Annotated in this window: 30 protein-coding genes; 19 read left to right on the top strand and 11 right to left on the bottom strand. The window is 59.5% G+C overall.

The window, feature by feature from the left end; translation table 11 throughout:
* Positions 1-2: 2 nt before the first annotated feature.
* From JZX87_RS05675 to JZX87_RS05685, 3 genes are all read left to right on the top strand, one after another.
* Positions 3-641 (top strand): LysE family translocator, encoded by a 639-nt coding sequence (locus tag JZX87_RS05675; RefSeq protein ID WP_148143956.1) that lies wholly within the window; start codon positions 3-5, stop codon positions 639-641.
* Between the two features lie 161 nt (positions 642-802).
* Entirely contained in the window at positions 803-1,243 is a 441-nt protein-coding gene (locus JZX87_RS05680) for a c-type cytochrome (protein ID WP_206824408.1), read from the top strand.
* An 83-nt stretch (positions 1,244-1,326) separates the two neighbouring features.
* Positions 1,327-2,238: a cytochrome c gene (locus tag JZX87_RS05685; RefSeq protein WP_206824410.1), complete on the top strand. Its 912-nt coding sequence runs from the start codon at positions 1,327-1,329 to the stop codon at positions 2,236-2,238.
* A gap of 12 nt (positions 2,239-2,250) precedes the next feature.
* On the opposite strand, the gene JZX87_RS05690 is transcribed toward JZX87_RS05685, so the two are convergent.
* The 5 genes from JZX87_RS05690 to JZX87_RS05710 form a co-directional block, all read right to left on the bottom strand.
* Positions 2,251-2,820, bottom strand: coding sequence for a DJ-1/PfpI family protein (locus JZX87_RS05690; protein ID WP_206824412.1), 570 nt, complete (start codon positions 2,818-2,820; stop codon positions 2,251-2,253).
* Between the two features lie 41 nt (positions 2,821-2,861).
* A complete protein-coding gene (locus tag JZX87_RS05695; RefSeq protein ID WP_148143952.1) occupies positions 2,862-3,440 on the bottom strand; it encodes a GNAT family N-acetyltransferase in 579 nt (192 codons plus the stop codon).
* Between the two features lie 107 nt (positions 3,441-3,547).
* Positions 3,548-4,522, bottom strand: a complete 975-nt coding sequence (pip, locus tag JZX87_RS05700) for a prolyl aminopeptidase (protein WP_206824413.1) — start codon at positions 4,520-4,522, stop codon at positions 3,548-3,550.
* 53 nt (positions 4,523-4,575) lie between these two features.
* Positions 4,576-4,992 (bottom strand): MerR family transcriptional regulator, encoded by a 417-nt coding sequence (locus JZX87_RS05705; protein WP_183822754.1) that lies wholly within the window; start codon positions 4,990-4,992, stop codon positions 4,576-4,578.
* 104 nt (positions 4,993-5,096) lie between these two features.
* Positions 5,097-5,621, bottom strand: coding sequence for a hypothetical protein (locus tag JZX87_RS05710; protein ID WP_206824414.1), 525 nt, complete (start codon positions 5,619-5,621; stop codon positions 5,097-5,099).
* A 148-nt stretch (positions 5,622-5,769) separates the two neighbouring features.
* On the opposite strand from JZX87_RS05710, the gene dmeR reads away from it, so the two are divergent.
* Both dmeR and dmeF read left to right on the top strand, forming a co-directional pair.
* On the top strand, positions 5,770-6,042 hold the full coding sequence (dmeR, locus tag JZX87_RS05715) for a Ni(II)/Co(II)-sensing transcriptional repressor DmeR (protein ID WP_148143949.1): 273 nt from the start codon (positions 5,770-5,772) through the stop codon (positions 6,040-6,042).
* A 61-nt stretch (positions 6,043-6,103) separates the two neighbouring features.
* Positions 6,104-7,084, top strand: a complete 981-nt coding sequence (gene dmeF / locus JZX87_RS05720) for a CDF family Co(II)/Ni(II) efflux transporter DmeF (protein ID WP_206824416.1) — start codon at positions 6,104-6,106, stop codon at positions 7,082-7,084.
* Between the two features lie 91 nt (positions 7,085-7,175).
* Here dmeF and JZX87_RS05725 read toward each other — a convergent pair whose 3' ends face one another.
* Both JZX87_RS05725 and JZX87_RS05730 read right to left on the bottom strand, forming a co-directional pair.
* Complete coding sequence (locus JZX87_RS05725) at positions 7,176-7,436, bottom strand: hypothetical protein (protein WP_206824417.1); 261 nt, start codon at positions 7,434-7,436, stop codon at positions 7,176-7,178.
* Positions 7,437-7,781: 345 nt separating this feature from the next.
* Positions 7,782-9,890, bottom strand: a complete 2,109-nt coding sequence (locus JZX87_RS05730; protein WP_206824418.1) for a S9 family peptidase — start codon at positions 9,888-9,890, stop codon at positions 7,782-7,784.
* 239 nt (positions 9,891-10,129) lie between these two features.
* Here JZX87_RS05730 and JZX87_RS05735 point away from each other — a divergent pair, with 239 nt between their 5' ends.
* Positions 10,130-10,516: a DUF930 domain-containing protein gene (locus JZX87_RS05735; protein WP_148143945.1), complete on the top strand. Its 387-nt coding sequence runs from the start codon at positions 10,130-10,132 to the stop codon at positions 10,514-10,516.
* Between the two features lie 46 nt (positions 10,517-10,562).
* On the opposite strand, the gene JZX87_RS05740 is transcribed toward JZX87_RS05735, so the two are convergent.
* Positions 10,563-11,729, bottom strand: coding sequence for an AI-2E family transporter (locus tag JZX87_RS05740; protein ID WP_206824419.1), 1,167 nt, complete (start codon positions 11,727-11,729; stop codon positions 10,563-10,565).
* 117 nt (positions 11,730-11,846) lie between these two features.
* The gene (locus JZX87_RS05745; protein ID WP_206824420.1) at positions 11,847-12,713 is read right to left on the bottom strand and encodes a VOC family protein; all 867 of its coding nucleotides are present in this window, start codon (positions 12,711-12,713) and stop codon (positions 11,847-11,849) included.
* Positions 12,714-12,918: 205 nt separating this feature from the next.
* On the opposite strand from JZX87_RS05745, the gene JZX87_RS05750 reads away from it, so the two are divergent.
* The 4 genes from JZX87_RS05750 (at position 12,919) to JZX87_RS05765 (ending at position 15,215) form a co-directional block, all read left to right on the top strand.
* Positions 12,919-13,329: a universal stress protein gene (locus JZX87_RS05750; RefSeq protein WP_148143942.1), complete on the top strand. Its 411-nt coding sequence runs from the start codon at positions 12,919-12,921 to the stop codon at positions 13,327-13,329.
* Positions 13,330-13,466: 137 nt separating this feature from the next.
* Entirely contained in the window at positions 13,467-14,135 is a 669-nt protein-coding gene (gene trhA, locus JZX87_RS05755; protein WP_148143941.1) for a PAQR family membrane homeostasis protein TrhA, read from the top strand.
* 84 nt (positions 14,136-14,219) lie between these two features.
* On the top strand, positions 14,220-14,729 hold the full coding sequence (locus JZX87_RS05760) for a GNAT family N-acetyltransferase (RefSeq protein WP_206824423.1): 510 nt from the start codon (positions 14,220-14,222) through the stop codon (positions 14,727-14,729).
* Positions 14,730-14,804: 75 nt separating this feature from the next.
* Positions 14,805-15,215, top strand: a complete 411-nt coding sequence (locus JZX87_RS05765) for a (R)-mandelonitrile lyase (protein WP_206824424.1) — start codon at positions 14,805-14,807, stop codon at positions 15,213-15,215.
* Here the strand turns inward: JZX87_RS05765 and JZX87_RS05770 are convergent.
* Positions 15,175-16,113: a LysR family transcriptional regulator gene (locus tag JZX87_RS05770; RefSeq protein ID WP_206824425.1), complete on the bottom strand. Its 939-nt coding sequence runs from the start codon at positions 16,111-16,113 to the stop codon at positions 15,175-15,177. The genes JZX87_RS05765 and JZX87_RS05770 overlap by 41 nt on opposite strands.
* 124 nt (positions 16,114-16,237) lie before the next feature.
* Between JZX87_RS05770 and JZX87_RS05775 the strand changes: the two genes are divergently transcribed.
* Together JZX87_RS05775 and JZX87_RS05780 are read left to right on the top strand one after the other, a co-directional pair.
* Positions 16,238-17,068 (top strand): SDR family oxidoreductase, encoded by an 831-nt coding sequence (locus JZX87_RS05775; RefSeq protein ID WP_206824426.1) that lies wholly within the window; start codon positions 16,238-16,240, stop codon positions 17,066-17,068.
* A 203-nt stretch (positions 17,069-17,271) separates the two neighbouring features.
* Positions 17,272-18,141, top strand: a complete 870-nt coding sequence (locus tag JZX87_RS05780) for an aldose 1-epimerase family protein (RefSeq protein WP_206824427.1) — start codon at positions 17,272-17,274, stop codon at positions 18,139-18,141.
* 65 nt (positions 18,142-18,206) lie between these two features.
* Here the strand turns inward: JZX87_RS05780 and msrB are convergent, their stop codons facing one another.
* Entirely contained in the window at positions 18,207-18,617 is a 411-nt protein-coding gene (gene msrB / locus JZX87_RS05785) for a peptide-methionine (R)-S-oxide reductase MsrB (RefSeq protein WP_206824429.1), read from the bottom strand.
* A 158-nt stretch (positions 18,618-18,775) separates the two neighbouring features.
* Between msrB and JZX87_RS05790 the strand changes: the two genes are divergently transcribed.
* The 7 genes from JZX87_RS05790 (at position 18,776) to mnhG (ending at position 24,863) form a co-directional block, all read left to right on the top strand.
* Positions 18,776-21,106: a putative monovalent cation/H+ antiporter subunit A gene (locus tag JZX87_RS05790; RefSeq protein ID WP_206824431.1), complete on the top strand. Its 2,331-nt coding sequence runs from the start codon at positions 18,776-18,778 to the stop codon at positions 21,104-21,106.
* On the top strand, positions 21,103-21,549 hold the full coding sequence (locus JZX87_RS05795; protein ID WP_206824432.1) for a Na(+)/H(+) antiporter subunit B: 447 nt from the start codon (positions 21,103-21,105) through the stop codon (positions 21,547-21,549). Before JZX87_RS05790 ends, JZX87_RS05795 begins: the two co-directional genes overlap by 4 nt.
* Positions 21,549-21,926 carry a Na+/H+ antiporter subunit C gene (locus tag JZX87_RS05800; RefSeq protein ID WP_206824433.1) on the top strand — a complete coding sequence of 126 codons (378 nt, stop codon included), beginning with the start codon at positions 21,549-21,551 and terminating at the stop codon, positions 21,924-21,926. Before JZX87_RS05795 ends, JZX87_RS05800 begins: the two co-directional genes overlap by 1 nt.
* A gap of 63 nt (positions 21,927-21,989) precedes the next feature.
* Positions 21,990-23,561 carry a Na+/H+ antiporter subunit D gene (locus tag JZX87_RS05805; protein WP_206824434.1) on the top strand — a complete coding sequence of 524 codons (1,572 nt, stop codon included), beginning with the start codon at positions 21,990-21,992 and terminating at the stop codon, positions 23,559-23,561.
* Positions 23,558-24,031: a Na+/H+ antiporter subunit E gene (locus tag JZX87_RS05810; RefSeq protein WP_148143925.1), complete on the top strand. Its 474-nt coding sequence runs from the start codon at positions 23,558-23,560 to the stop codon at positions 24,029-24,031. The genes JZX87_RS05805 and JZX87_RS05810 overlap by 4 nt, the downstream gene beginning before the upstream one ends.
* A gap of 11 nt (positions 24,032-24,042) precedes the next feature.
* Positions 24,043-24,525: a cation:proton antiporter gene (locus JZX87_RS31245; protein WP_286194194.1), complete on the top strand. Its 483-nt coding sequence runs from the start codon at positions 24,043-24,045 to the stop codon at positions 24,523-24,525.
* Positions 24,522-24,863 (top strand): monovalent cation/H(+) antiporter subunit G, encoded by a 342-nt coding sequence (mnhG, locus tag JZX87_RS05820; protein WP_148143924.1) that lies wholly within the window; start codon positions 24,522-24,524, stop codon positions 24,861-24,863. Before JZX87_RS31245 ends, mnhG begins: the two co-directional genes overlap by 4 nt.
* Positions 24,864-25,246: the final 383 nt, after the last annotated feature.

The following is a 25,246-nucleotide window of genomic DNA, read 5'->3' on the forward strand; positions in this document are numbered from 1 at the left end:
ACATGAGTTACGGCGAAAACCTCTGGCTCTTCTTCACCCTTCTCTTCGGTATCATCATCCTGCCGGGCATGGATATGATATTCGTCCTGGCGAATTCGCTTGCCCGTGGCCGGGCGGCAGGGCTGGCCGCCACAGCAGGCATGATGCTGGGCGGCCTGGTCCATTCTGCCTATGGCGCCCTGGGCGTTGGTCTGCTGGCAAAACTCCTGCCCGTCCTGTTTACGCCGCTGATGCTGGTCGGCGCGCTCTATATGGCCTGGATCGGGCTCACCCTGATCAGAAGCGCAATCGTCGTCGATGATGTCGGGCGTGCCGATACGAAAAGCAATTGGGAGGCCTTTCGTCGTGGCGCCATTACCTGTCTCATCAACCCCAAGGCCTATATGTTCATGCTGGCCGTCTATCCGCAGTTTCTCAAGCCCGAATTCGGTCCGCTCGCGCCGCAGGCCCTCGTCATGGCCGCGATGACCGCGGCAACCCAGCTGGCTGTTTATGGCGCAATCGCTGTCGCGGCCGGTCGGGCAAGAAACATGCTCGTCGGAAATCGCACAGGCACAGTATGGATCGGCCGCTGCTGTGGCGGGATCTTGTTGCTGATCGCCGCCCTTGCTTTATGGGAAGCACTGCATCGGCAGCTGTAATCTGTCTGTCACTGTGCTGTATTTGTGAACACTGTGTTCAACGCAGGGTCCACAGCATTCCGCAATCCTGACAGGAACGTGATTTCTTTCAAACGGATAAGCCGGTCCAATATCCTCGCGCAATTGCCGGCTGTCTTGCCGCATAACGAGGAGACTTCTTCATGAAGATCAGGATGACCGCCATCACCACTGCCGCACTCTGTCTTGGCTTGGCGGCTGCAGCCGTCGCTCAGGACAATCCTGTCGCCAAGCGCGAGCAGATGATGAAGCAGGTCGGCGCCTCCGTGGGCGCACTTGGCGCTATCGCCAAGGGTGAAAAGCCTTATGACGCGGGGGCGGTCAAGGCCGCTCTGACGACGATTAGCACCGACATGAAGGTCTTCCCGGATCACTTCCCGGCCGGTTCCGAAGTCAATTCTGCAGCTGCCCCGGCAATCTGGGACAACATGGATGACTTCAAGGCAAAGTCCATGAAGCTCGCCAGCGATGCCGATACGCTTCTCGCCTCCATGCCGGCGGATCAGGCCGGCGTGCAGCAGGCGGTGCAGACGCTCGGTGCCAATTGCGGTACCTGCCATCAGACTTACCGCCTGAAGCGATAAGCGAACCGGTTGAGGGATCGGCGCAGTTTCGGCTGCGCTGATCCGCTTCATGAACCTGAAGAGCGGATTTCCGGAGACTTGCCATGGCCTCGACCTGGTCGAAGATAGCGGCGGCTGGCGTCGCGGTAATAGGTTTGGGAGCCGTCACCGCATGGGCGCTGACAAAACCTGAGCCGCATCCGGAAAACTTCTGGGCGAATGCAAGCACGCCGGATCTGGCCCATGGCGAGCAGTTGTTCTGGGCCGGCGGATGCGCCAGCTGCCATGCTGCAACCGGGGCCGAAGGCGATGCGCTGAAGGTCATGTCCGGCGGGAGGGCGCTGCCAAGCCCGTTCGGCACCTTCCATATTCCCAATATTTCTCCCGATCCGAATGCCGGTATCGGCGGCTGGACGCTGGCTCAGTTCGGCAATGCCATGACCCGCGGCGTCGGGCCGAATGGCGAACATCTCTATCCGTCTTTCCCCTATGGCTCCTATGCGCGCATGTCGCCGAAGGATATCGGCGATCTCTTTGCCTATCTGAAGACCCTGCCGGCAAGCTCCAATGTTGCCCGGCCGCATGAGCTGGGCTTCCCGTTCAATATCCGCATGGCGGTCGGCGGCTGGAAGCTCCTCTATTTCAGCGAGGCACCCCGGGTTGAACTCGCGTCAGCCGACGAAAAGATCCGTCGCGGCCAGTATCTCGTCGAAGGCCCGGGACATTGCGGCGAATGCCATACGCCGCGCAACGCCCTTGGCGGCTTCGAGTCAGGCAAATGGCTCGCCGGCGGTCCCAATCCGGAAGGCGAGGGCAAAGTGCCCGGCATCACCCCGTCAGGCCCGATCGGCTCGTGGAGCGAAGCCGATATCGTCAATTACCTCGAAACTGGCTTTACCCCGGAATACGATTCCGCTGGTGGCGCGATGGTCGAAGTCCAGAAGAACATGGCTCATCTGCCGAAAAGCGACCTGGAAGCCATTGCGGCCTATCTGAAAGCCGTGCCAGCGCCTTGATGGTCTCGAATATTACCTATGCTCGGCGGAAAACGGCAATAATTCCTCTTGCGCCGTCGCATCCCACAGTCCGAGACCTTTCAGGATTTCGACCGTGAATGTGAAGGGTGCGGTTCCAGCAGCTGTCACCACGCCATCGGCAGACACCGCCTTCGGGCCGTCCACATAAAGCTTTTCGCCACTATAGCCCGGGTATTCCTGATGCGAGGCAACCCGGTTGCCGGTATGCTTCACGTCGTTCAACACGCCGGCGCCGGCCAGCATGCTGGCGGCAGCGCAAATGCCGGCCGCCATCTTGTTCTTGTCGCGGAATGACCGCACAAGATCATGCAGGTCTGCGGGCACGCGCTTGTTTTCCCAGGCGAGCCCGCCGGGCACCACGAGCGCATCGAAATCTTCCGGCCTTACCTGCGCAAAAGAAAGATCGGGTGTCACGTTCAGTCCGCCCATCGAAGTCACGGGACTGCCATCACCTGTCGCAGTCTTCACTATCACTCCGAGATAGCTGCGTGCCACCGCCATCAGCAGCGCGCATTCCCAATCGGCGAATTCCGGTGTTAGCGCTACCACGATCGCTGTCATCTTTCGGTCCTTTCAAGGCCGCCAAGGGTCGGATTGCGCGCTCAGGTGAGCGCCTGTGTATAGCGCATGCCGGTCACCGGCCGCGGCTTGAATTCCAGATGTTCGTAGAAACGGTGAGCGGCCGAATTGCCCGTCGTGGCGCTGACGGAGAGGTAACCGCAGCCGGCGCCTTTGGCGATGTCGCGGGCGCGCGCCACCAGATGCTGGCCGATGCCGTGCCCACGCTGGCCGTCGCGCACGAAGAGATGATGCAGGTCCATGCCGCGGGTGCCTTCCTGGGCGCGGTAGAGCGGCACGAGAATGGCGTATCCGATCAGTTCCGAACCTGTATCGGCCACAAGCACGGTGATCCATGGCCGGTCGCCGAACAGGTCGCGTTCGAGAATATCGGGCGTCATGGCCGAAGCATCATGGTGATGCGCTGCAAGTGCCGCGATCATCTCGTTGAGTTCGGGCAGGTCGTGGCGCTTGGCATGACGGATGGTCAGCACGGCCGGGCGGGGAAGGGATATTTCGCTGTCTTCGAGAAGAACTTGCGGCATTTCGGCATCCTTTGATCTTGTGGTGCCGTCAGGTGCCGTCTGAAACAACAAAGCCGCCTGACGGCGGCTTGTTGACATGATGATCTGTCGAGCCGCCCTTTACAGGAAGGCCCAAAAATACGTTGCGGCGGTGGTTAGGCGCGTATTGATCATGGCAGCTCTCATGCGCCTGTCCGAAAAACTTGTCAAGCCGTCTTTGCGAAGCGATCGATCGCCGACATGATTGCATCGGCCATTCCGCGGTCGCCGGTCGAGTGTCCGGCTTCGTCAAGCATTACCAGCTCGCTTGCCGGCCATGCTCGGGAAAGCTCATAGGCGGTCTTCGGTGGCCCCTGCAGGTCCAGCCGTCCTTGAATCAATACGCCGGCTATACCGGCGAGCTTCGAGGTATTGTCGACAATCTGCCTGTCGGCAAGCCATGCCTGATGGTGGAAATAGTGGGCACAAAGTCTGGCCCGGGCCAGTACGAATCCAGGATCGCGCCAGCGCTCCGGCAGATCAGTCATCCCGCCACCCTGTATTTCCGCAGAAATCGACCCGGCCTCCCAGAGATGCCAGTCGAATGCAGCTTTCTGGCGCACTGCCGGGTCGCTGTCATTGAGCAGTGCATGATAGGCCGTCACCGGATGGTATTCGCGCAGTTGCGCGGGGATGGCGGCGATGAAGCGCTGATGTGCTTCCGGCAGGAAAAGGCGCATGCCATTGTAAAGCCAGTCGATCTCCTCCCAGCGGGTTGTGGTGACACCGGCAAGCACGATACCCTCGACGTGATGCGCAAAGGCCTGGGCATATACGAGCGCCAGAGTTGCGCCCCATGATGTACCGTAAACCAGCCAGCGATCGATGCCCAGCATGTCGCGCAACGCCTCGATGTCGCCAAGCAGGTGGTCCGTCGTGTTGTCGGCCAAAGTGTTAGCAAAATCAGCCGCACTCGGCATGCTTCTGCCGCATCCGCGCTGGTCGAGCTGGACGATGCGCCACAATGCGGGGTCGAATTGCCGCCTTGCACCTTCCGAAAGGCCCGAGCCCGGCCCGCCATGCAAAAGTACTGCCGGCTTTCCTTCAGGGTTGCCGGACACTGCAAAGAAGATACGGTTGCCGTCGGTGCGTTCGAGAAAGCCCGTCTGATAAGGGGAGAGGCTGGGAAATAGGTTGGTCATAGGCAATCCGAGCGGCAGTAATCGCGTTGTCCATACAGCCGCATTGTTTCAGTTCAATGCTCGCTGTCGCAAAGCCCGTGGTCGGAGAGTGATCGGATTACGTAGCAGTCCTCGATTGCGTGATCGCCGTCGCAATGCGAGACGATGCGTGCCAGCTCCTGTTCTAGCTTCTTCAGTTTCTCGATCTTGTCGCGCACGCTTTTCAGGTGATCGCTGGCGATCCGGTCGGCATTGCCGCAGGGCTGGTGCGGATGCTGGCTGAGTGCGATCAACTCGCGGATGGCGGAAATGTCGAGCCCCAAATCGCGCGCATGGCGGATGAAGGCGAGCCGCTCGAGATCCTGCCGCTCATAACGTCGCTGGTTGCCCTCGGATCGTTCCGCCGCGGCAAGCAGGCCCATCTGCTCGTAATAGCGGATAGTCGGAACCTTTACGCCGGTCCGTTTCGAAAGATCGCCAATCGACAGCATGACACACTCCAAACCTATAGTCTCTGGAGATATCTAATCGGCGATCCCTTGCTGTTCAAGGTTGCGCACACCCGATCTGAACGCTCGGGTCGCAGCCTGTGCCGTTACAACTGCGTCTCGTCTTCCGCGCTTTTTGCAACGAAGTCGGTTGCATTCGGGACGTTGATTGTGACCGCTATCGCCTGCTTGTCCTCGTTGACGCCCATCGCCTCGAGAATTGCATTGCGGATATCGTCTTCTACCGCTTTGCGGTCCTCGGGCGACATCGCATTGACATCATCTTCGGTCAGGTCGTTATCCTTCAGGTACTGTTCTCGGATCCGTTCAGCGAGCGTCTTGTCGGCAAGATCCATGAATTCCTGTTCGTATTGGCTGTAGGCGCTCTTTTCGGTTCCCGTTTCGCTCGCATCCTTGGCTGTCTCTGCTTCTGGCCTTTCAGGTACCAGGAACATGGCTGCCAGCTTGGCGCTGAACGATGTGTCGCCGCTGGTCAAGGCATTGCCCTGACTGTTGCTGACGCTTCCCTGCTGCCGATTCTCATCCAGCACGAACATGTCGGTCCCACTCTTCGCGGACCTGTCGGTATAGCCTGCATAGGCACTGGAACTCGAACTTGATGTAACGATCATGGTTGTCTCCTCAGCTTTCTGACTAGGGCTTAGAAAGCGGGGCTTGCTCGGGGCTAGAGCTGACCTGCGGCAAGGTGGCTCAATGGGTAGATTGCACCTTTGTGATCTTATGATAGTATACCCCCCTATACTATATTTGAGGTGAGACGTGTCGCACACCGTTCGAGACAAGGCAAAACTCCTGGCGCGCGTGCGCCGTATGAAGGGGCAGATGGAAGCCGTCGAGCGCGCGCTGGAGGCGGAGGCGCCCTGCGGCGACGTCCTGCAGCTTCTGGCTTCTATCCGCGGTGCGCTGGCCGGCCTGACTGGCGAGGTCATAGAGGGCCATTTGCACGAGCATGTGGTGCATGCCGAAAACGATGCCGAGCGGGACAAGGCGGCCGCCGAACTCGCCGATGTCCTGCGTACCTACATTCGGTGAGAACGGCCGCTCACAGTTTGAATGCGGCTTCGGCCGTTGATGTTTGGAAATGGAGCCTGTCATGGCAAGCAGTATCGATAGTCTGAAGCATGAGCACATGTTTCTCGGCGCGGATCATGAGCGCAACGAGCGGAAGGTCTGGCTGGTCATTGCGCTGACCGCCTCGATGATGGTGGCGGAAATCGTCGCCGGCTCGATCTTCGGGTCTATGGCGTTGACGGCCGATGGCTGGCACATGTCCACTCATGCCGGAGCCATGTTGATCTCGGCGCTGGCCTATATGTATGCAAGGCGCAATGCGAAGAACCCGCGTTACACCTTCGGGACCGGCAAGTTAGGTGATCTCGCCGGTTTCGCCAGTGCTGTGGTGCTGGCGCTGGTGGCGCTGTTCATCGCCTGGGAAAGCTTCGTGCGCCTGGCAAATCCGGTGGCGATCGATTTCGATCAGGCGATCTTCGTGGCCGTCATCGGCCTGGCCGTAAACCTGCTTAGCGCCTGGCTGCTGCGCGATGACCACGATCATCATCACGGCGGCCACCATGGACATCATGGCAGCCATAGTCACGCCGGTCATCATGGCGATCACGCTCATTCTGGTCATCACGCGCATGTTGGCACCGAAGATAACAATCTTCGCGCCGCCTATCTCCATGTTCTCGCTGATGCGCTGACCTCGGTACTGGCAATCGCCGCACTTATCCTCGGTCGGCTCTATGGCTGGAATGCGCTTGATCCGATCATGGGCATCGTTGGCGGCATTGTCATAGCGCGCTGGTCCTTCGGGCTTCTCCGCGCCACGTCCCGCGTGCTGCTCGATGCGCAGCCGGATGACGGGGATCTGGCGATCAGGATCAGGAAGGTCATGGAAACGCCCGATGATACGGTCATGGATCTGCATGTCTGGCAGCTTGGTCCTGGGCACAATGCAGCGATCGTTTCAGTCGCGACGACAGTCCCCAAGGCGCCTGCGTCCTATAAGGAAAAGCTGAAATCCATCCCCGGCCTGTCGCATGTGACGGTAGAGGTAACCGCTCTCGGTTGATTGCCTCAACCAGGTTCCGGCAGACCAAAAAAGAAAGGCCCGAAACCGGATCCGGTTCGGGCCTTTTTTGTATCTGGTGTTGCAATGCCGGTCAGGCAAATTCCTGGTAGAGGTTCTGCACCCAGGCTTGCGGTGCTGCGGCCGCGCTAAAGCTTGGGCCGGCGTCTTCCGCGTCCATTGTCCAGAGCGCGCTTGCAAGCGAGCTGGAAAGCTGCGTGCTGCTGCCGGTCAAGGCATCCGCGAAACGTGTTGAGGAAACGGTGGCAGCTTGAGGTGCTTCCTCAGCCGTGCGCTCCACTTCAACGGTTCGGTTCGGATATTGATAGCCACTCAGGCCGCTATCGATCTTCATCGCTTTGGTCCACGTCCAATTAGTTAACGAAGGGTTAACGCTGGAACCTTGCGCGAAGCTTGCGTCGGGCTGGCGTGGAGACTGAAGAGGGCTTGACAGGCTGAAACCTGCTTGTTCGAATAGGTAAAACGCCCGTAAAAGCGCAAGCTTGCGCGATTTCGCTCAGCTTCGCCGCTGCCAGGAAAATATGAACCCATGTCTGGAATTTAACTGTTACGGCGCGCCCTGATTATCAGCGCACCGTTTTTCCGCCTCTCCGTCAGTGTGGGGCGGCATGGTCTGAAGAATCATGCAAGGCGAGGCCCGATTGTCAATTATCCGGATAAGGTGGGTACCCGTATTCGCTTACATCTTGCCCGCCACCTTGATCGCGAATGCATATTCGAACGCGATTTCTTCAAGCCTCTGGAAACGGCCCGACTTGCCGCCATGGCCGGCCGCCATATTCGTCTTGAGCAGGATCGGTGCCGTCCCGGACGTATGCTCGCGCAGCTTGGCCACCCATTTGGTCGGCTCCCAATAGGTTACGCGCGGGTCGGTAAGGCCTGAGATCGCCAGGATCGGCGGATAGGCTCGGGCCGTGACGTTGTCGTAAGGCGAATAACCCGCGATCCAGCGATATTCCTCCTCGGACTCGATCGGGTTGCCCCATTCCGGCCATTCCGGTGGAGTGAGCGGCAGCGTGTCGTCGAGCATGGTGTTCAACACATCGACGAAGGGCACTGCGGCGATGATGCCGGCGAATTTTTCCGGCGCCATGTTGGCAACCGCGCCCATCAACATGCCGCCAGCGGAGCCGCCCTCGGCAATGATCCGGTCATATGAGGTAAAGCCGGTCGCAACCAGATGGTCGGCCGCCGCGATGAAGTCTTTAAAGGTGTTCTGCTTGTTCTCCATCTTGCCGTTTTCGTACCAGGCGAAGCCCTTGTCCTTGCCGCCGCGGATATGGGCGATGGCATAGACGATGCCGCGGTCGGCAAGCGAAAGCGCATTGGTCGAGAACGACGCCGGGATGGTTATGCCATAGGCGCCATAACCGTAGAGCAGGCAGGGTGATGAGCCGTCGAGTGGCGTACCCTTTTTGTAGAGCAGCGAGACCGGCACCAGTTCGCCGTCATGCGCCCGTGCCATCACCCGGCGGGTGACGTAATCATCCGGGTTATGCCCCGATGGCACTTCCTGGGTCTTCAGCAGCACCCGTTCGCGCGTCACCATGTCGTAGTCATAGAGCTGGGTTGGCGTGGTCATCGACGAATAGGAGAACCGGATCATATCGGAATCGTATTCGGCTGCGCCCGAAAGACCGAGCGAATAGGCTTCCTCATCGAAGGCGATCGCATGTTCTTCGCCCGTCCGCCGGTCGCGGATGACGATCTGCGGCAGACCGTCCTTGCGCTGCAGCCAGATCAGATGGCGTGCATAGGCCATGTGCGAGATGATCAGCCGGCCCGGTTCATGCGGCACGACGGGCTTCCAGTTCTCCTTGCCGGGAGCGGAAATCGGCGCCTCGACGATTTTGAAATCCTTGGCGTCGCCATCATTGGTCATGATGTAGAAAACGTCGCCGCCCTCGGTCATCGAATATTCGATGCCCTCTTCGCGCTCCGCCACCAGCTTCGGCTCGGCAGTCAGATCGGAAGTCGGGATCAGCCGGTATTCGGACGTCTCGTGGTCGTGGATGTCGATATAGATGAAGTCGTCGAGCAGCGAGCCTCCGACACCCATGAAGAAGCCCGGATCAGTCTCCTCGAACACCAGCCGATCGGCAGACTGCGGCTCACCGACGATATGGTGGAAGACTTTCGACGGGCGATGGTTCTCGTCCTGCAGGGTGTAGAAGAAACTCTTGCCATCGGGGGCCCACACGCCGTCGCCAGCAGTGTTCTCGATCAGGTCATCGAGGTCCACGCCGGTTTCAAGATTGCGGATGCGCAGGGTGAAATATTCCGACCCCTTGTCGTCATAACCCCAGATGCCGTGGCTATGATCGGTCGAATGGTCCATGCCGGCCAGCCGGAAATAATCCTTGCCCGCCGCTTCCTTGTCACCGTCGAAAAGCGTCTGCTTGTCGCCGCCGTCACGCGGCGTGCGGAAATAATGCGGCTGCTCGCCGCCGGTCACGAACAGGGAACCATAGGCGTAAGGTCCGTCCTTCGTCGGCACCGAACTGTCGTCTTCCTTGATGCGGCCGCGCATTTCGGAAAACAGGGTTTTCTGCAGCTCTTCCGTATCGCCGAGTGCTGCTTCCATATAGCTGTTTTCGGCTTCCAGATGCTTGCGGATTTCAGGGTCGAGGATCGACGGATCCTTGAACATCGCCTGCCAGTTGTCAGCCCGCAGCCAGGCATAATCGTCCGAGCGGGTAATTCCGTGACGCGTGTCGCTGACCGGCTTCTTGGGCGCTACAGGGGCTGTAGGGAGATTGGCGAAAGGCGATTTAGGGGAGGGGGCCAAGGGAGCACTCCGGTATGAAAGGAAGGAGTGCCAGAGATAGGTTGTGGGCGCCTGAGAGGCAAGCAGTGATGAAGCCGCGCGTTACTTCTTCTTTGCATCCGAAAGCACCTGTTCAGCCATTTTTCTCCGCTCACCGCCTCGTCTGTTCACATCATGGTATTTCGCGCCTTGGTTGGTGGCCAATTGACTGCACGTCTCCTAGTTTCCGCGCTATCCAAGTCGATATGAGTAGGGATCACATGAAGAAACAGCTGTCGGTGATGGCTCTTGTCCTGTTTTCCGCGTCTGCGGCACATGCGCTGGATGCGCGCGTTACCAGGCAATTGAACGCCCTGGACCCCGATGAACGTCGCGAGCAGCGTTGCGACATGGAAGCGATGGACCAGATTCGCAAAACCGGCGAATTCCGCCCCGACAAGGTCATCGCCTACACCTTTTCCGATACGATCGAGGACGGAAACAAACTGAAGGCACCAGGCGCCGTCTTCCGCAGCGCGGGGGATTGGTACCGCCTCAAGTTCAAATGCGAAACCGGTGAGGCCGGCCTGAAGATCATGTCCTTCGACTATACGATCGGCTCCAAGGTTACCCGTGACCTTTGGGACAAATATTACCTCTACGACTGATCCTGTGTCGCCGCAGCATCGATAATGCTGCGGTGCTTCTCCAGCCTCAACCCGGCAGGTTTGGCGTTGCCTTACGCTCGGGAAACAGTTCCGCCAGCACCGTCATGAGGATCAGCGAAAGTGGCAGTGCCAGCATCGCGCCGACAGCTCCCCACATCCAGGTCCAGAACAGGATGGCGAGGAAGACGACGAAGGGATTGATCTCCCACTGACGCCCCATCACCGCCGGAAAGATCAGGTTTTCCATCGCGAGATGCACGGTGAAAAACAGGAAGGCCGGCAGCAGCGCCAGGAGAATGGCGTCATGGGTGAGAATGCCGGCAATCGCCACCGAGATCGTCATCAGCGTGATCCCGAGGAACGGGATGAAGCTTGAGAGAAACGCGAACATGCCCCATAGCACCGGCATGCTCAGTCCGCACAGCCAGGCGATTATCGTCATTACGATGCCGAGGCAGAAATACATCACGCTGGCTGTCGCGAAATAATAGCCCAGAACCTCATCGATCGAGTTCAGTATCCGGATTGTGATCAGACGCTGTCGGCGGTTGGGAAACGCCATGATCACGGTTCTGCGAAGCCTCAGACGTCCATAAAGGAACAGCAGCAGCGCAGCAAAGAAGATCATCCCCTGAATGATCGCAGGCGTCAGGCTGGCCGTTACCACGCCCAGAATGTTGGTGGAGTTTTCCAACAGCTTGTCCATCGACATCGTACCGGTCTGGAACCTAGCCGGCGAGATGTTCAGCCAGTGCTGACGTTCCAGAAAAGGCATGAGGCGATCGTAGGAGCGTTCGACGAATGTCGGCCCCTCCCGCATGAGCGTTGCAACCGGTTCCGCCAGCGCATTGGCGATCACGAACAGTACGAGAAACACAAGGGTCGACAGGATTACGGCAATGCCGAAACGCGGCACGCCCGCCCGGCCGAGCTTGTCTGCCACAAGCCCGAGGATCAGTCCCACCACGACTGCAAGTGTGATGGGGATGAGGATCAGCGCCATATAATGAAGGATGGCAAAGAAGATGATCGCAAATATGCCGATCACGGCCCAGGCCATGGCCACATTGAGTGCGTCACGTCCCAGCGGGACATCCTCGGCCGAGCTCAGATCTTCTTCCTCGACGACAGCGAATGCCTCGCGCCGACGCGACGAAAAATCTACGAAATGCTTCTTCGGCTTGCCGCTGCCGCGCGCGCTGGTCGTTGTCATGTGTTTCCTGAGTGCCCCGAGCCTGCGACAAAACGCAAAAACGGCACTCCGGTTCCGGAGCGCCGAGTGTTTATTAGCTTTCTGGTAATCCTGCCAAACAGGTCGATACTGGAGGCCTTAAGCTGCCAACGTCAGGCCGATACCCCACGGGTCTTTCAGCGCATGTCCTTCGGCTGTCTTCGTCGTTGAGATTTCCTGGGTTTTTAGCGCTGCGAGTGCCTTGGAAAGTGCTTCCTTGTCGTTGAAGCGCACCGTGTAATCGGAAAGGCCGGTCATGTTGTCTTGGCGTGGCTGAGCGCCCCGGCTGTTCCAGATATTGGCCGCGATATGATGGTGGTAGCCGCCGGTGGCAAAGAAGCTCGCACCCGGATAGCGCGCCATGATTTTCAACCCCAGCACGTCGCGATAGAATGCGTCCGCTTGCGGAATGTCGCCGACCTGCAGGTGGATATGACCAACGGATGTGCCCGGTGCCATGCCATTCCAGTCGCTCTTTGGCGCCGAGTCGTAAAGCGCCTGGAGGTTCAGCCGGTCGGTTGCCATTTGCACCGTTCCATCCGGAAAATAGGTCCATTCATCCGGCGTGCGGTCACGATAGATCTCGATGCCGTTGCCTTCCGGATCCGACAGATAGAGTGCTTCCGAGACCAGATGGTCCGACGCGCCGTCGAGCTGCACGCCCTTGTGCGCCGCATTCGCCAGCCAGTGGGCAAGTTCCAGACGGTTCGGCATCAGAAACGCGGTATGAAAAAGACCTGCAGCCTGGCGCGGTGCGCGAGTAACAGTGCTGTCGGTCGTAAGCTGCAACAGAGGCAGGCCATGGGCGCCAAGCAGCACGCCGCTGGCACTCTTTTCCAACACCGACAGGCCGATGATCTCATGATAGAATTTCGATGTGGTATCGAGATCGGTAACCACCAGATGCGCGCGGTCCACATGAGCCGGGCGTGTCAGGGCGAAAGCTGCTTCAGAAGAATTGCTCATTGATACTCTCCGGGGCGAGTTTGCATCGCCGCAGACGTCTGCGGCGGCAAAGCCGCGATGCCGAAATATCGCCCATTCCCATCGTTCACGAAAGTCGAAAAATGAGAGAAGCTTCGTTCCTGAAAGGTGAACAATGAAGCTTGATGCGAATCAAGGCGGTAGGTGTAAGCTGGGCAAAAATGCTGGAAAGTTGAAGGAGATTGAAATGTACAAAACGATCCTTGTAGCAGTCGATATAGCCCAGGCGGAAAAGGCTGAGCGTATATTGAAGCAGGCCGCACAGCTGTCTGCTGCAGGTGGCCGCATTCTGATGATCAACGTCGTCGAGGAACTGCCCGCCTACGTCGTGTCGGATCTGTCCATCGACATGCTCGTCGATGCCCGCAAGCGGGCTGAAACAGAACTGACCGAACTTCGCAACACGGCCGGAGTCAAGGCCGATATCGAAATCCGCCAGGGCGCGCCGGCGCGCGAAATACTGGCCGCCGCCGAAGACGCAAAGGCCGATCTCATCATCGTTGCCTCGCATGTTCCCGATCTCAGCAACTACATTATCGGCGCCACTGCCGACCGCGTCGTCCGCCACGCAAAATGCTCGGTGCTGATCGACCGCTGAAATCGTGACGTCGCACGGATAGACGGATACTCCGATCTTACGGCTTTAAACCGAATGTGAGGCGGTACTCGCCTCACAAGTCTTGCCTTAACCGGCGACGCCACGCATTCTGTCGTCGGACGGAGACGGCTTTTGGAATGAGTGAACTCTTCAACTTCGGACGGCGTTACGATCTGCACGAGGTCATCGCGGACGGTATTGTCCACGGGATCGGGATAGTTTTTGCCCTCGTTGGTGCCACAGCCCTGATCTTTTATGCCACCGTCTGGTCGAGCTATGGCGAACTCGCCGCAGCCTGGATCTATGGGCTGGGGCTGATCCTCTGCCTGTCGGTCTCTTTCACCTACAATATCTGGCCGCATTCGCGCACCAAATGGATACTGCGCCGGCTTGATCATTCGGCGATCTTCATCCTGATTGCCGCCACCTACACGCCTTTCCTGCAGCGCGGTGCGGCTCACGATCCCTGGATTGCCGCAATGCTGGCGGCCATATGGATCACCGCCATCGTCGGCGTATCGCTGAAATGCCTCTTCCCCGGCCGCTACGACAGGCTCGCCATTCTGCTTTACCTTGCAATGGGCTGGAGCGGTGTGGTGGTGATGGAAGAGGTCTCGCAATATCTCCCGACGGTCACGACGCTTCTGATCGTCATCGGCGGGCTGATCTACTCGCTCGGCGTCATCTTCCATGTCTGGGAAAAGTTGCGTTTCCAGAACGCAATCTGGCACGGCTTTGTCGTTGCCGCCGCCGCGGTCCATTATGGTGCCGTGATGACCTGTTTCAGCCTGACCGGCAGCATCTGAACAGTGAGCCCTGTCGCTGACAGCCCTCGACAGATAGATGCCGTCTGCTAAGGTGGATGAAATTGCAATATAGTGGACAAGGCAATGAGCAATACCCCGATCATCCGCGACGCAGATGAGGCCGACCTGCACGGCATCATGGAGATTTATAACGACGCGGTTCTCAATACGACGGCGATCTGGAACGAGACGCTGGTTGATATCGAAAACCGCCGCGCATGGTTCGATGCCCGTAAGGCGAAGGGTTTTCCGGTTATCGTCGCGCAGCTCGATGGCGAGGTTGCCGGTTACGCCTCCTATGGCGATTGGCGTGCCTTCGACGGTTATCGTTTCACCGTCGAACATTCGGTCTATGTCCACAAGTCCTTCCGCGGCCATGGTCTTGGCCGCACGCTGATGGAAGAACTGATCGCCCGCGCCGCCTCGAACGGCGTGCATGTGATGATCGCTGCAATCGAAGCCGAAAACCAGGCCTCCATCGCGCTCCACAACGCGCTCGGCTTCCGCATCGCCGGCAAATTCTCCGAGGTCGGCACAAAATTCGGCCGCTGGCTGGACCTGACCTGCATGGAGCTGAAACTCACTAAGGTCTGAACTGTCCAGCGTATTCTGCGTTTCCATCCAACACCCTACATTGCCGGCGATACTTGGAAGCAAAGGACACACGAAATGGATATCAGGCGCAGCGGCTCACAGGCCTCGAAGAAACAGCCGGCGGATTATTTTACCGGCACGGTGCGGCTCGACCCGCTGATGGAGGCGCCGGAACCGGCGCGGGTGCGCGCCGCAAGCGTCACCTTCGAACCCGGTGCCCGTACCAACTGGCACACCCATCCGCTCGGCCAGACGCTGATCATCACCGCAGGTTTCGGCCGCGCCCAGACTGAAGGCGGCCCGGTCAGGGAATTGCGTCCGGGCGATGTCGTCTGGTTTTCTCCGGGCGAAAAACACTGGCATGGCGCAGGCGTCGAAACGGCCATGACCCATATCGCCATCCAGGAGGCGCAGGATGGCGTCACCGCCGACTGGCTGGAGCCGGTCAGCGACGAGGATTATTCCCTTTCAGCTGGGAAGGACTGAGTTTTCCGTCGGTCTCCTTCAATATGTCGATGAAGGCGCGCAATCCGGCCGGCACATGCCTGTGCCCCGGATAATAGAGGCAAAGGCCGTCGATCTCCGGGCACCAGTCGGAAAGTACGGCAACCAGCCTGCCTTGCCGGATGTAGTCTTCCGCCACATGCTGCGGTACATAGGCGATGCCGAGACCCGCCGCGGCAGCCTTTGCCATCAACTCGGTATCGTCGAGCGTCAGTTGACCGGAAACATACACGACACTCTCTTCGCCGCGCCGTTCGAATTCCCACCTATAGAGCTTGCCGCTCGGCATCCTCAGCCGGATGCAGTCGTGTCGTAAAAGGTCCTGCGGCACGAGTGGTTCGCCGCGGGTGGCGATATAATCCGGCGAGGCCACCGTGATGAAGCGGGCAGGGCCGCCGAACGCGATGGCGATCATGTCCTGCGGCACGCTCTCGCGCAGCCTGATCCCGGCATCGAACCCGTCTGCTACGATATCGACCAGCCGCCCGTCGCTGACCAGATCCAGCGCCACGTCCGGATAACGGGCGAGAAATGCCGGAACCGCATTGTCCAGGAGCCTGCGAATGACGATGCTGCTGGTGTTGATCCTGACCGTGCCGCTCGGCCCGCCGCGAAAATCATCGATCGCTTCCAGTGCCGCATCGAGTTCGCGCAACGCCGGCCCGAGTCTTGCCGCCAGCCGCTCACCTGCCTCGGTAGGCGAGACGCTACGTGTCGTTCGGTTGAGCAGGCGCACGCCCATCCGCGCCTCCAGCCCGCGCATCATGTGACTCAGCGTCGAGGGCGAAAGCCCCAGTTCCTCTGCCGCCCTGCGAAAACTGCGATGCGCGATAATCGCCGTGAAGGCCGCAAGGTCATTGAGCGTCGGCTTTTCATTCATGGGGAAATTTCACCAGCTTATGCAGGATTGAACTGCTTATAGCATGAATTGGCAAGGGCTATCTTCCCTGCAGAAACTCCGGCTTCCAAAAACTCGGCAAGCCGCAGAACGAAGGAGAAAGATCATGTCCAGAACCTGGTTCATCACCGGCACATCCTCCGGCTTCGGCCGCCTGCTCACCGAAAAGCTTCTCGCCCGAGGCGATCGTGTCGCCGCCACCCTGCGGCGCATCGATGCGCTGGACGATCTGCGCCAAACCTATGGCGACCGGTTGTGGATCGCAAAGCTCGATCTCACCGATCAGGATGCGATACGCGCCACCGTCGACCGCGCATTCGCCGAACTCGGCCCTATCGATGTCGTCGTCAACAATGCCGGCTATGGCCTGTTCGGTGCGGCGGAAGAGTTGAGTGACGAGGAAATTCGCCGCCAGATCGACACCAACCTGATCGGCTCGATTCAGATCATTCGCGCGGCGCTGCCACATCTTCGCGCCCAGGGCGGCGGGTTGATCCAGCAGATGGCGTCCGAAGGCGGGCAGATCACCTATCCCAGCTTCTCCCTCTACCACGCCACCAAATGGGGTATCGAAGGTTTCGTCGATGCCGTTGCCAAGGAAGTCGCACCCTTTGGCATCAGGTTTACGATCGTCGAACCGGGGCCGACGCGCACCGATTTCGCCAAGGGTCTGTCCATCGCCGCGCCAATGGATATCTACGCCGATACGCCTGCAGGCCAGGTTCGTCACGCCATCTTCAACGGTGGTTTCGATATCAAGGGCGACCCGGACAGGATGGCGGAAGCGATGATCGACTATGCCGGCCATGAAAATCCGCCGCTCCGCCTGGCCCTTGGCGGTGCCACCTATCCGTCGATAAAGGCAGCGCTTGAGGGGCGTCTCGCTGAGCTGGAGGCGCATAAGGCGACGACACTTGCCATGGATTTTACCGACTAATCGGCATGAAGCGATCCGGATGTTCAAGTCGTCATTGAACCTCAACGCATGTCGGGCAAATATGTCGCACCGATTCCACGGCATGTCTCCCGAAAGCGGTCACCGGTTTCGGGAAGAAGACATGCGCAAAAACAAAGAGCTAAAACACGGCAGGCAAATCTGAAAGATTGCGACGTGTTTTAGCGTGCCGGAGGAACAGCAGCATGCCCGATATCGTCCGTATAACCAGCGATGAACTCGTCGCCGAGATTTCTTCGCTCGGTTCGGAAATGCAGTCGCTGCAGACGACCGATGGCCGGGACTGGTTGTGGAACGGCGACGCTGCCTTCTGGACCGGCCGTTCCCCGATCCTGTTCCCGATCGTCGGCAAGGCACCCGGCAATCACATTGCCGTCGATGGCGTGTCCTACGAAATGGGTCAGCACGGCTTTGCCCGCAGGGCCGAATGGGTGCTGGCCGACGCCAGCACCTCCACTTGCCGTTTTGAGTTTGAAAGCTCACAGGACACCCTGAAAACCTATCCTTTCGCGTTCCTGCTTTCGCTCACCCATTCACTCGAAGGCCACAGCCTGACGGTAACGGCCGAAGTCGAAAACCGCGACAGTCGTCCGATGCCCTTCGGCCTGGGCTATCATCCGGCCTTCCTCTGGCCGCTGCCGGGTGGAGAAGGCAAGCCACATACGATAACGCTCGACAATGGCGCAGAGCCGCTCCTGACCCGGCTTGAAGACGGCCTCGTCACAAGGGACAAGCTGCCGTCACCCTTTTCGAAAGGGCATCTCACCCTTTCCCATGACCTTTTCGAAGCCGATGCGATGATCTTTGCCGAAGGTGCAGGCAAGGGGTTGACCTATGCAGCCGAGGGCGGCCCGAGCCTCAAATTCGCGTTCGACAACCTGCCTAACCTGGCGCTCTGGCAAAAGGTCGGCGCGCCGTTTCTTTGCGTCGAACCCTGGCATGGCACTGCGGCAGAGGCGGGAGGTTCGGCCGAAATGGCAAAACGCCCCTATGCGACAATCCTGTCTCCGGGCGAGAAGGCACAGTTTGCTTTCACGGTCGAGATTATCGGCTGAAAACACAAATGAACGCAAACCGGCGGCCTTTTGAGCCGCCGTTCTACATCAGGATTATCCCTGATTTATTCCACCGGAGTAAAATTCATCGCATGGCCGTTGATGCAGTAGCGCAGGCCGGTCGGCGGCGGACCGTCGGGGAACACGTGGCCGAGATGGCCGCCGCAATTGGCGCAGCGCACTTCGGTGCGTACCATGCCATGCGACGTGTCGCGGATTTCGGTAATGACATCCGGCTTCACCGCCTCGAAATAACTCGGCCAGCCGCAGCCGGAATCGAATTTGGTGTCGGAGACGAACAGGTCTTCGCCGCAGCCGGCACAGCTGTAAACGCCCTTTTCCTTGGAATTCCAGTAGGGGCCGGTAAAGGCGCGTTCGGTGCCCGCCTGCCGCAGAATGTAATACTGTTCCGGCGTCAGTTCTTCACGCCACTCGGCGTCGCTCTTTGAGGTCTTTGGGGTGCTGGTCGAGGACATGGCCGTTCCTTTCGTTTGCTCCCTAGATAGGCGTCGTGATGCTGTGAATAAAGATGCATGTCACAGCCTTGTGCCCGGTTGAGCTTGAGGCAATCGTCCGTTTCACTTAAGACGATCACACGCGTTCGATGATCGACCGGGTGGGGGTAGGAGAGATTATGGCCGCAGCAGCGCCGGCATGGACGTTTATTGCGCTCTTCCTGCCGTTCCTTGCCGCCATTCTGGCACCATTCCTCGTTTCGCGCCTCGGCGACAGGGCCGCCTGGATCGTTGCGCTCGCGCCTGCACTGTCCTTTCTGCATTTCTGCGGTTTTCTGCCGGAAATCTCGGCTGGTGAGGTCGCGACCGGCGGATATGCGTGGGCGCCCAGCCTCAACCTGTCGTTCTCCTGGTTCATCGATGGCCTGTCGTTGACCTTCGCGCTGCTGATCACCGGCATCGGCACCCTGATCGTGATCTATTCCGGCGGTTACCTGAAGGGGCACCGGCATCTGGGAAGGTTCTTGTCCTTCATCCTCCTGTTCATGGGTGCGATGCTGGGCCTCGTCGTCTCTGATAGTTTCCTGATGCTCTTCGTCTATTGGGAGCTGACCTCGATCGCCTCCTTCCTGCTGATCGGTTTCGATCATGAGCGGGAGGCCGCAAGGCGTGCCGCGCTGCAGGCGCTGGTGGTCACCGGGGCAGGCGGACTGTCGCTGCTGGCTGGCCTCGTTTTTCTCTGGAACGTCACCGGTGTGACCCAACTGTCGCTGCTCGTCCATCTCGGCGATGCGCTTCGGATGAGCCCTTTCTATCTGCCGGCCCTGTTTCTCGTGCTCGGCGGTGCCTTCACCAAATCGGCGCAGTTCCCGTTCCACTTCTGGCTGCCGAACGCCATGGAGGCGCCCACACCCGTCTCCGCCTATCTTCATTCGGCAACCATGGTAAAGGCCGGCGTCTACCTGCTGATGCGGCTCAATCCTGTTCTGGGCGGCACGCCGGCCTGGGAAATCCTGCTTCCCTTTTTCGGCGGCGTAACGCTGGTTGCGGGAGCGCTGATCGGCATTCGCCAGACCGATCTCAAGCTGATGCTCGCCTATACGACCATGGCCTCGCTCGGCCTGCTCACCATGCTGACCGGTTTCGGCTCGCCGCATGCCATCGAGGCGGCGGTGCTCTATCTCGTTGCTCATTCGCTCTTCAAGGGCGCCCTGTTCATGGTTGCGGGCGCGGTCGATCACGGGACGGGTACGAGAGAGCTGCCGCTTCTGGGCGGTCTTCGCCGCGCCATGCCGATCACCTTCGCAGCAGCATTTCTGGCGGCCTGCTCGATGGGAGGGCTGCCGCTTTTCGCCGGTTTTCTAGCCAAGGAAGAAATCTACGCAGCCCTTGCCACCGGCAATCCGCGCGCCGTCTTCTTCACGGCTGCGGCGCTTGTCGGCAATGCGCTGATGTTTGCCATCGCCCTTGCCGTCGGCCTGAAACCCTTTGTCGGAAAAGGCAATCAAACACCGCTGACGCCGCATGAGGCACCGGTCGCGCTCTGGCTCGGCCCCGTGATATTGGCCGCGCTCGGCCTCGTCTTCGGCATATTTTCGCCGCTGCTTCACGCTTACCTGACATCGCCCATGGCAAGCGCGGTCATCGACGAACCGACGGTGATCACGATCGGCACGATGCCGCATTTGGGCTTGCCATTCGGCCTGTCGCTGCTCACCGTGGCGCTCGGCATCCTTATCTATCTGGGGCTCGACCGGGCTCGCGCTCTGGCTGCGCAGATGCTGGAAGGCCTCGGCCCCGGCCCGGATCGCTGGTTCGATCAGTTTGTCAGCGGCCTTGTCCGTTTTTCCGCGCGCCTCGTCCGCATCATCCAGCCGGGTCGGCTGGAAATCTATATCACCGCAACTTTCATCGCCGTGGCGGCAACCCTGCTTGTGCCGCTTTTCCTTTTTGACGAACTCCCCGCCATGCCGTCATGGCCGGCCGGAGCCCTCGTGCAGGAAATCGCTTTTTTCGTCATTGCAGCACTCGGCATCGTCACCGTCTTGCGCGCCGCCGACCGCCTGACCGCGATCGTTTCACTCGGCATCCAGGGATTTGCGGTCGCGGTGATCTTTCTGCTGTTCGGTGCGCCGGATCTCTCCTTCACACAGTTTATGGTGGAAACGCTGTCGGTCGTCATCCTGACCCTGGTGATGACGCGGCTCAGGCTGTCGGTCACCGATCACCGCCCGCCAGGGCAGATCCTGCTGGACGGGACGATCGCAATTGCCTGCGGCCTCGGTTTCGCGCTGATGCTGCTGAAGGCGGTCGGCACGCCCTTCGATCCGTTCATGACGGATTTCTTCAACACCTATTCAAAGGCGATCGCCCACGGCGCCAATGTGGTCAACGTCATCATCGTCGATTTCCGCGGCACCGACACATTGGGCGAGATCGCCGTGGTGATGGTCACCGGCCTTGCGGTTCTGGCGCTGATCAAGTTGCGGGCAGAGAGGCGCGCCTCATGAATACCCTTATCCTGCGCACGGTCGCGCCCGTCATCACCGCCCTGATGCTGCTTTTCTCGGTCTTCGTCCTGCTGCGCGGCCATAACGAGCCGGGCGGCGGTTTTATCGGCGGGCTGATCGCGGCCTCGGGGCTGGCAATTTTCGGCATCGCGCATGGACCGGGTGCGGTGCAGCGGGCAATCCGGTTTCATCCGATGGCGATCGCCGGTGCCGGCCTGGTCCTTGCGGCCATCTCCGGCCTCGTTTCGATCGCAGCCGGCGTTCCCTTCATGAGCGGGCTGTGGATCTATCCGGATATTCTCGGCGCAGAAGTGCCGCTCTCGACGGTCATGTCCTTCGATATCGGCGTTTATCTCGTCGTGGTCGGTTCGGTTACCGCCATTGCCGTGGCACTTGAGACCGAGCCGGATGGCGGCGCAGGCGAAGGCGAGGGGGGCGGCTGATGGAAATCCTGTTCGTCGGGCTCATAGGCCTGTTCTTCGCCGCTGCCGTCTATCTCATGCTGTCGAAATTCACCATTCGCATCCTGCTCGGCATCGTGCTCCTTGGTAACGGCGTCAATCTCCTCCTGTTTACCGCCGGCCGCATCACCCGCGAAATTCCTCCTATCATCCCCGCAGATGCGTCGACGCTCGGTTCCGTCGCCGCCAACCCTCTGCCGCAGGCGCTGATCCTGACGGCGATCGTCATCTCGTTTTCCTTCTTCGCCTTCCTTCTGGTGCTGACCTGGCGCGCCTTCGAGGAACTTGGCACCGATAGCACCGACGAAATGCGGCTCGCAGAACCACGCGATGAACCGCTTCCGCCGACGGGGTATTGATTTGATGTATGTGCCCCAACTCGCTCCCCGCCGACATTTGCCGATACAGGGAGGCCAGCCCTGATGGCCTCACCATCAACCACCGTAGATCTTGCCGCCGCCATGGTCACGACGGTCCCGGCGCTCGCCGACTGGCTCGTCATCCTGCCGACTGCGCTGATGATTCTTGCAGGTGCGGCTCTGATGATGATCCGCAAGTCGGTCCGCCTTCATGCGGTCATTGCCATCGCAGCGCTGGCCTTGCTCGTCCTCATTGACGCGCTCCTGCTCTGGCAGGTTTCATCAAGCGGGCCGGTCACCATGACCATGGGCGGCTGGTTGCCGCCTTTCGGCATATCCTTCACCGCCGACATGTTCGGAGCCGTCATGGCGCTCGTTTCGGCGCTCGCGGCTCTCTCGGCAGCGGTTTATTCGCTGCGCGATATCGATGCGAGCGGATTGCGCCACGGCTTCTTCGCCTTCCTGCTGCTGCTGATGGCCGGCGTCTCCGGCGCCTTTCTGACCGGCGATATCTTCAACCTCTATGTCTGGTTCGAAGTCCTGCTGATCTCGTCTTTCGGCCTGCTCATTCTGGGCTCCGAGCCGAAGCAGATCGAAGGCGCGCTGAAATACGCCATTCTCAACCTCATCGGCACGACGCTGTTCCTCATTACTGTCGGTTATCTCTATGCGATCTTCGGCACGCTCAACATGGCCGATATCGCCCGAAAGGCTGGCGCGCTGCGTGGCGTGACCGAAAACGCGCCGCCGCTGATGACGCTGACGGCACTGTTCGTGCTCGCCTTCTGCATGAAGGCGGCAGCCTTCCCCGTGAATTTCTGGCTGCCTGCCTCCTACCACACGCCGCGCATTACCGTATCGGCATTGTTCGGCGGCCTGCTCACCAAGGTCGGCATCTACGCGCTGATCCGTGTGACGATCATGCTTCTGCCGGTCGAGCGGGAAGCGATCAGCCTCGTCATTGCCGCATCCGCCGTTCTCACCATGATCCTCGGTGCGCTCGGAGCGCTTGCCCAGAACGACCTGCGTCGCATGGTCGGTTACGTCGTCATCGTCGGCATCGGCAACATGCTGGCGGGTGTGGCGATCGGTTCGCCGACCTCCGTCAGTGGCGCAATTCTTTATGCACTGCATTCGATCGTCACCATGACCGCGCTTTATCTGGTCACCGGCGAGGCGGGGCGGCTGGCCGGCACGTTCGAACTGTCGCGCCTCGGCGGCTTGTGGAGCCGCGCGCCCTGGTTCTCCTTTGCGTCCCTTACGCTGATGCTCGCCGCGGCCGGTCTGCCGCCGCTTTCCGGCCTCTGGCCCAAGGTCATGCTGTTGAAGGCATCGCTGGATATCGGCGCCTGGTGGCTGGCCATCGCCATTCTTGTGTCTGCCTTCCTCGTCACGCTGGCGCTCGCCCGTGTTTTCCTGCTCGCCTTCTGGCGGCCGGCGCCGGACGGGATGGATCAATCCCTGCCTGAAACGGACTGGCGTTCGGTTCTGCCGATCGGCCTGCTCTCGGCCCTCGTTCTGGTTTTCGGTGTTTATCCCGAACCGCTTCTGGCGCTCGGCCAGGCCGCCGCCGATGGCCTGGCCGATCCGTCCGCCTATATCCGCTCGGTGTTTCCAGAAGGGGCCGCGCCATGATCATCTATGTCCTGTCATTGATGATGGCGATCATCTGGGCCGCGATTACCGGCAGTGCCACGATCCACAATCTGATCTTCGGTTTCCTACTGTCGGCCGCGGCCCTGTGGATCGTTCGCGACGAGATGAGCGCGACCGGTTATCTCCTGCGTCTCGGCCGCATCCTGTCGCTGCTGCTGCTCTTCTTCAAGGAGCTGGCTTTGTCGGCCTGGAAGGTGGCGGTGCTCGTCACGCGGCGGAAGATGCAGGTAAAACCCGGCATCTTCGCCTTTCCCTTGACCGTGGACAGGGATTTCGAGATCACGCTTCTGGCCAATCTCATCACGCTTACCCCCGGCACCATGTCGGTCGACGTGTCGAAGGACCGGAAGTTCCTCTACGTCCATGCCATCGATTGCTCCGATGTCGAAGCGACGAAGCGCGAGATTGCCGAAGGTTTCGAGCGCAAGATCATGGAGGCGTTCCGATGAACATGTCGGGCATGACCTTTGAGCAGGCGATCCTCCATGCCTCGATCTGGATTGCGCTTGCCGTTCTCGCCGTTGCCTTCCTGCTCACGGTCTGGCGGGTGGTCAAAGGTCCGACATTGCCCGATCGTGTCGTGGCGCTCGATATGCTGGTGGGCATCGTCATAGGCTTCATCGCCCTGATCGCCATCCGGACCGGCTTTACACTCTACATTGATATCGCCATAGCACTTGGCCTTGTCGGCTTTCTGGCAACTGTCGCTTTCGCTCGCTTCATTCTCGCTGGTGCAGCAGGGCAGGCCGGCGCCACTTTGACGGACGGGCCTAGAGAAAAGGTCAGCAAACTCGGCGGCAAGGCGCGCAACGTTTCGACGAAGAAGATCGTCGATAGCGACAGCAAGTCGGCTTCGAAACGCTCCGGCAAGCCCGTAAGGCCAGTAAAGCCGGAAAAATCGGCCCCATCCGTCAAATCGCCCAAGCCGGGAAAGGGGAAGTGATGCAGCTTGTTCTGGCAATACTGACTTCTGCTTTGATCCTTGCCGGCGCGGCATTTGCCCTGGTTGCGGCAATCGGTCTCAACCGGCTGCCCGACATCTACTCAAGGATGCATGCGGCATCCAAGGCCGGGACGGTCGCTTCGGGGCTGCTACTGCTCGCCGTTGGGCTCCAATCAGGCGATATCGCGGTGCTTGCACGGGCACTCGCCGGCTTCTTTTTCTTCGTGCTGACAGCCCCGGTATCTGCGCATTTGCTGGCTATGGCGTCGTTGAAGGCGGGATATTCAATGGCGAATCAGTCTGTCTGCAACGAAATGCCAGTGGTCAACAATGAATAATATTTTTCAGACGGTATTTATAAGCGCGCGATGATTGTAAAATCGCCTTATTGCCAGCAATAAATGTCAGAAATATGCGATATTCGTTGAGAAACCACTCGGCATTACTAGATTTCGCAATTGGACTTTCCTGATTGTAGTGATAATTGAATAGAAGTAGAGCAATGATGCTGTTGTAGACTAACGTTTTACCGCGTATTTATCTGAATTAGATCGGCCTTGATAAGGCCGCTTCGGATAAACTGGACGAATATGCGGTTTACGGAGGCTACATGCAGCATCTGGTGACGATCCGTTTTTCTCGCAGGAAGCTTAGGGGTAGGCTTCTGTCCTTGGACGCTGTGCGAAGGTTGGGTTCTCGTCGCCATCGCTCGACTACGGAA

The sequence above is a fragment of the Agrobacterium sp. Ap1 genome (genome assembly GCF_017313375.1).
Lineage (GTDB): Bacteria > Pseudomonadota > Alphaproteobacteria > Rhizobiales > Rhizobiaceae > Neorhizobium > Neorhizobium cellulosilyticum.

Coding starts and splice junctions, on each gene's coding strand:
- JZX87_RS05810 (WP_148143925.1), top strand. CDS start 23,558: ATGATCATCTATGTCCTGTCATTGATGATGGCGATCATCTGGGCCGCG.
- JZX87_RS05675 (WP_148143956.1), top strand. CDS start 3: ATGAGTTACGGCGAAAACCTCTGGCTCTTCTTCACCCTTCTCTTCGGT.
- JZX87_RS05690 (WP_206824412.1), bottom strand. CDS start 2,820: ATGACAGCGATCGTGGTAGCGCTAACACCGGAATTCGCCGATTGGGAA.
- JZX87_RS05750 (WP_148143942.1), top strand. CDS start 12,919: ATGTACAAAACGATCCTTGTAGCAGTCGATATAGCCCAGGCGGAAAAG.
- JZX87_RS05725 (WP_206824417.1), bottom strand. CDS start 7,436: ATGAAGATCGATAGCGGCCTGAGTGGCTATCAATATCCGAACCGAACC.
- JZX87_RS05735 (WP_148143945.1), top strand. CDS start 10,130: ATGAAGAAACAGCTGTCGGTGATGGCTCTTGTCCTGTTTTCCGCGTCT.
- JZX87_RS05795 (WP_206824432.1), top strand. CDS start 21,103: ATGAATACCCTTATCCTGCGCACGGTCGCGCCCGTCATCACCGCCCTG.
- JZX87_RS05780 (WP_206824427.1), top strand. CDS start 17,272: ATGCCCGATATCGTCCGTATAACCAGCGATGAACTCGTCGCCGAGATT.
- JZX87_RS05760 (WP_206824423.1), top strand. CDS start 14,220: ATGAGCAATACCCCGATCATCCGCGACGCAGATGAGGCCGACCTGCAC.
- JZX87_RS05790 (WP_206824431.1), top strand. CDS start 18,776: ATGGCCGCAGCAGCGCCGGCATGGACGTTTATTGCGCTCTTCCTGCCG.
- msrB (WP_206824429.1), bottom strand. CDS start 18,617: ATGTCCTCGACCAGCACCCCAAAGACCTCAAAGAGCGACGCCGAGTGG.
- pip (WP_206824413.1), bottom strand. CDS start 4,522: ATGACCAACCTATTTCCCAGCCTCTCCCCTTATCAGACGGGCTTTCTC.
- JZX87_RS05695 (WP_148143952.1), bottom strand. CDS start 3,440: ATGTCAACAAGCCGCCGTCAGGCGGCTTTGTTGTTTCAGACGGCACCT.
- JZX87_RS05710 (WP_206824414.1), bottom strand. CDS start 5,621: ATGATCGTTACATCAAGTTCGAGTTCCAGTGCCTATGCAGGCTATACC.
- JZX87_RS05705 (WP_183822754.1), bottom strand. CDS start 4,992: ATGCTGTCGATTGGCGATCTTTCGAAACGGACCGGCGTAAAGGTTCCG.
- JZX87_RS05800 (WP_206824433.1), top strand. CDS start 21,549: ATGGAAATCCTGTTCGTCGGGCTCATAGGCCTGTTCTTCGCCGCTGCC.
- JZX87_RS05740 (WP_206824419.1), bottom strand. CDS start 11,729: ATGACAACGACCAGCGCGCGCGGCAGCGGCAAGCCGAAGAAGCATTTC.
- JZX87_RS05775 (WP_206824426.1), top strand. CDS start 16,238: ATGTCCAGAACCTGGTTCATCACCGGCACATCCTCCGGCTTCGGCCGC.
- JZX87_RS05745 (WP_206824420.1), bottom strand. CDS start 12,713: ATGAGCAATTCTTCTGAAGCAGCTTTCGCCCTGACACGCCCGGCTCAT.
- JZX87_RS05765 (WP_206824424.1), top strand. CDS start 14,805: ATGGATATCAGGCGCAGCGGCTCACAGGCCTCGAAGAAACAGCCGGCG.
- dmeF (WP_206824416.1), top strand. CDS start 6,104: ATGGCAAGCAGTATCGATAGTCTGAAGCATGAGCACATGTTTCTCGGC.
- trhA (WP_148143941.1), top strand. CDS start 13,467: ATGAGTGAACTCTTCAACTTCGGACGGCGTTACGATCTGCACGAGGTC.
- JZX87_RS05680 (WP_206824408.1), top strand. CDS start 803: ATGAAGATCAGGATGACCGCCATCACCACTGCCGCACTCTGTCTTGGC.
- JZX87_RS05770 (WP_206824425.1), bottom strand. CDS start 16,113: ATGAATGAAAAGCCGACGCTCAATGACCTTGCGGCCTTCACGGCGATT.
- JZX87_RS05685 (WP_206824410.1), top strand. CDS start 1,327: ATGGCCTCGACCTGGTCGAAGATAGCGGCGGCTGGCGTCGCGGTAATA.
- JZX87_RS31245 (WP_286194194.1), top strand. CDS start 24,043: ATGACCTTTGAGCAGGCGATCCTCCATGCCTCGATCTGGATTGCGCTT.
- JZX87_RS05805 (WP_206824434.1), top strand. CDS start 21,990: ATGGCCTCACCATCAACCACCGTAGATCTTGCCGCCGCCATGGTCACG.